Here is a 3,706-nt window from a genome sequence, read left to right on the forward strand (position 1 = left end):
GCGCACCGGTGCGCGAGGTTGTCATCGATGGCGAGACGGGGGCGCTGGTGCCGTTCTTCGATGTGGAACGCATCGCAGAAGCCACGGCCGGCGCGCTCGAAGGCGGCAGCGCGTGGGCTGCACGCCGGCTTGCTGCGCGACAGCTCGCGCAGCGCTATTCGATGCAGGCCGGCCGCGCCGGCTACGACGCCTTGCTGAGCGCGTCATCCCCCCAAGTGGTGGTGCCGGTTTCGTGAGGAATCGGCACTGCACCGGATAGACTGACCTTCACAAGAACGGGAGTAAGCCTCCATGACGAGGACGAGGGGAGGGGCGCCACAAGTGGTGTCGCAACAGCAGCTGCTGTGGGCATTGGGATCGATCTGTTCCCTGCACCGCCAGCCGTTCGCGGCCGAACTGATGGCTCGCGAGTTTCCGCCGCCGTGCACGCACGCGACGGTGATCGCGGCAGGCCGCGCGCTCGGCCTGAAGATCCGGCAGGTCACGCTGAAGCCTGCGCGTCTCGAACGCATGGTGTTCCCGCTGCTGGTGGCACTGAAGGCCGATGCCACGGACGACGCGGCACCGGTGTTCGGCATCGTGACCGCCGCGGTCGACGGCAAGGTGGTGCTGTTCAAGGCCGGCAGCGCGACGGCGAACGAGCTCGACGCCGAGACGTTCGCGCAGGCGATCACCGGCGTGGCCTGGCTGGCGGTGCCGGTCACTGCGGCCGCGGCCGATCCGGATGGTGCGGCCGGGGCACCGCGCTTCGGTTTCCGCTGGTTCGTGCCCGAGCTGATGAAGCACCGCCAGGTGTGGCGCGATGTGCTGCTCGCTTCGCTCGCGCTGCAGCTGATCGCGCTGGCCACGCCGCTGTTCACGCAGGCCATCATCGACAAGGTGGTGGTGCACCGCACCGAGAGCACGCTGATCGCGATCGGCATCGCGATGCTGATCTTCACCGTGTTCACGAGCCTGCTGAGCTGGGTGCGCCAGTACCTGGTGCTGCACACCGGCAACCGCGTCGATGCGGTGCTGGGGGCTGCCATCTGGGAGCACCTGCTGCGGCTGCCGCTGCGCTACTTCCAGCACCGGCCCACCGGCGTCGTCGCGGCGCGGCTGCACGCGGTGGAGACGATCCGCGAGTTCGTCTCGGGCGCAGCGGTCGGGCTGGTGCTCGACCTGCCGTTCCTCGTGATCTGCCTGGGCGTGATGTTCTGGTACAGCGCGTTGCTGACCTGCATCTCGCTCGGCGTGCTGGGCGTGATCGCGGTGGTGAGCGTCGTGATCGCGCCGCTGTTCCAGGCGCGGCTGAACGAGCAGTTCCTGCTGGGCGCGCGCAACCAGGCTTTCGTCACCGAGCACATCGCCGGCTTCGAGACGGTGAAGAGCCTGCAGATGGAGCCGCAGCTGCGGCAGCGCTTCGCGGGCTACCTGGCGAGCTACCTGCAGTCGGGCTTCAAGACCAAGCAGACGGCCAACACCTACAACATCTTCGCGACCACGCTGGACCAGGTGCAGACGCTGCTGATCCTGATGGTGGGTGCGTACACGGTGATGACCGAGCCGAGCTTCACGATCGGCATGCTGGTGGCCTTCCAGATGTTCGCCGGCAAGCTGAGCCAGCCGGTGCTGCGCATCGTTGGCCTGTGGAGCCAGTTCCAGCAGGCCTCGCTGAGCGTGCAGCGGCTGGGCGACGTGATGAACGCGCCGGCCGAGCCGTACTCGATCACGCCGCAGCGGCAGACGGGTGGTGCCGGCCGCATCGAGGTGCGCAACCTCGGCTTCCGCTATGCCGATGACCTGCCGATGCTCTACCAGGACCTGAGCCTGAGCATCCAGCCGGGGCAGACGGTGGCGATCATGGGCCCGTCGGGCACGGGCAAGAGCACGTTCGCGAAGCTGCTGATGGGCTTCTACCAGCCGAGCCAGGGGCAGATCCGCATCGACGACGTCGACATCCGCCACATGGCCGCCAACGAGCTGCGCGCGCACTTCGGCGTGGTGCCGCAGGAGACGGTGCTGTTCAGCGGCAGCATCTTCGACAACCTGCGCGCGGGCAACCCGGCAGCCAGCTTCGACCAGGTGGTGCAGGCCGCGAAGATGGCAGGCATCCACACGACGATCGAGGCGCTGCCGCAGGGTTACCAGACCGAGATCGGCGAGCGCGGCAGCGGCCTGTCGGGTGGGCAGAAGCAGCGCCTGGCGATCGCCCGTGCACTGCTGAAGGGCCCGAAGGTCTTGATCTTCGACGAGGCGACATCGGCGCTCGACCACGACACGGCCGAGAGCTTCGCGAAGACCATCAACGGGTTGAAGGGCCGCGTGACGATGCTGTTCATCACGCACAACCTGCCCAAGGTTCTGAAGATCGATGCGGTGGTGCAGCTGCATCGGGAGGGCGGGCACCAGTTGCAGGCGGTGCCGGCAACGCCGGCGGACCTGGCTGCAGAGGCCTGAGATGCGGCTGCTGGGGTTTCCCCGAGGGAGAACCTTGCGGGTCAAGAGCCACACGTGCATATGTCCTGCACAGTTGATTTCTATGCTGATCCGATCAACACCACCTGGCAGTGCAACCCGGTGTTGGCAAAGGACGGCAAATGAACGATTGGCTGAGTGTTGCGGCAGTGATGTCGCTGGTGGGGCTTGTGGTTGTGGTGGTGAAGGTGGCGTGCGAGCGCTGGATTGAACGGCGAGCGGATGCATTGTTCCTGCAGGCGAAGGGCACCGCGCTGGATGCGGTCCGCTCGTACGGCTTCGAGACGGGCAAGGCGGAGCGGCGATGCCCCGCGTGCGCTGGGTTGGTGACGGTGAGTGAATGTGCGACTGGCGTGCCAGGGGCGCTGCCGGTGCTGGAGGTGCGCTGCGAATGCGGCCTGTGCGATATCAGCTTCTGCCTGCAAGCGCTGGTGGAGGATGAAATGGAGTAAGTCGCCAGGCCGGACGCGCGGCTTGCAGTCGCGCGTCCGCGCCGCGGATTCGTTCCATACAGAGTGCTCATAGCGCCATCTCGCTTGTAGATGTCCCCCATCAGAGGGTGCGCGCAGTTCCGGGATTTGCGGCGCGACGTGACTAGACTGAAGCGGTCAAGGGGAGAAGGAAGAAGACATGTCGAACATCGTGATCAGTGATGTGCTTGCTGGGCGCCCGCAGTTGATGCGCCATGTGCGGAACAACGGGCGTGCGCAGTTCGAGGCGCAGTCGTGGATCGCGTTGCTGTGGAAGCGGGTGGCCGCGTTGCTGCTGCCGCCTCCGAATGGCGAAGCTGCCGCGGGCTTGCCGAAGGAGTGGCGCTTCTAATGAAAAACTTTGCCCTCTTCTTGGTGATACTTCTCGCGTCGGCCTATCTTTTCGGAAGTGAGGAGATATCGGTTCATCGAACAGAAAGTGCGATTTCAGAGTCCCCTGCGTTYGTCAGCRCCAAATTTGTCGAGGTCATCAAAACAGGCGGCAAGAAGCTCAGTTCTTACCGAGTGCGCTACGCTTTTCAGGTCGGCGGCGCTCGGTACTACGCCTTGACATCGTCGACGGATGAAAACGGAGCCCTTCAATACATGGCGCAGCCGGAGACATTGGTCGCCTATGACACCCGGGATCCGACCGTTAACACATTGAAGAGATACTACGATCAACGGAAAACTCGCGGAAACCTCTCTCAGTCACTGGTCGTAGTCGGTGTGCTTTCAGTTCTCGTAGCCCTACCAGTTTGGCTGCTGCTGAGTTGGAG

The 3,706-nt window shown here is 64.8% G+C and carries 4 protein-coding genes and 1 pseudogene; all 5 read left to right on the forward strand.

Annotated elements, in window-relative coordinates:
* Positions 1–236 (forward strand): annotated as a pseudogene (locus AC1D12_RS27780) (hypothetical protein); the annotation flags it as partial.
* Positions 237–291: 55 nt separating this feature from the next.
* Positions 292–2,439 carry a peptidase domain-containing ABC transporter gene (locus AC1D12_RS27785; RefSeq protein ID WP_477844296.1) on the forward strand — a complete coding sequence of 716 codons (2,148 nt, stop codon included), beginning with the start codon at positions 292–294 and terminating at the stop codon, positions 2,437–2,439.
* 140 nt (positions 2,440–2,579) lie between these two features.
* The gene (locus AC1D12_RS27790; protein ID WP_477844298.1) at positions 2,580–2,909 is read left to right on the forward strand and encodes a hypothetical protein; all 330 of its coding nucleotides are present in this window, start codon (positions 2,580–2,582) and stop codon (positions 2,907–2,909) included.
* A gap of 178 nt (positions 2,910–3,087) precedes the next feature.
* Positions 3,088–3,279 (forward strand): hypothetical protein, encoded by a 192-nt coding sequence (locus AC1D12_RS27795; RefSeq protein ID WP_477844300.1) that lies wholly within the window; start codon positions 3,088–3,090, stop codon positions 3,277–3,279.
* A partial coding sequence (locus AC1D12_RS27800) for a hypothetical protein (RefSeq protein WP_477844302.1) occupies positions 3,279–3,706 on the forward strand: 428 nt, incomplete at its 3' end. The genes AC1D12_RS27795 and AC1D12_RS27800, both read left to right, overlap by 1 nt.

Source organism: Rhizobacter sp. P1_G5, from assembly GCF_056405435.1.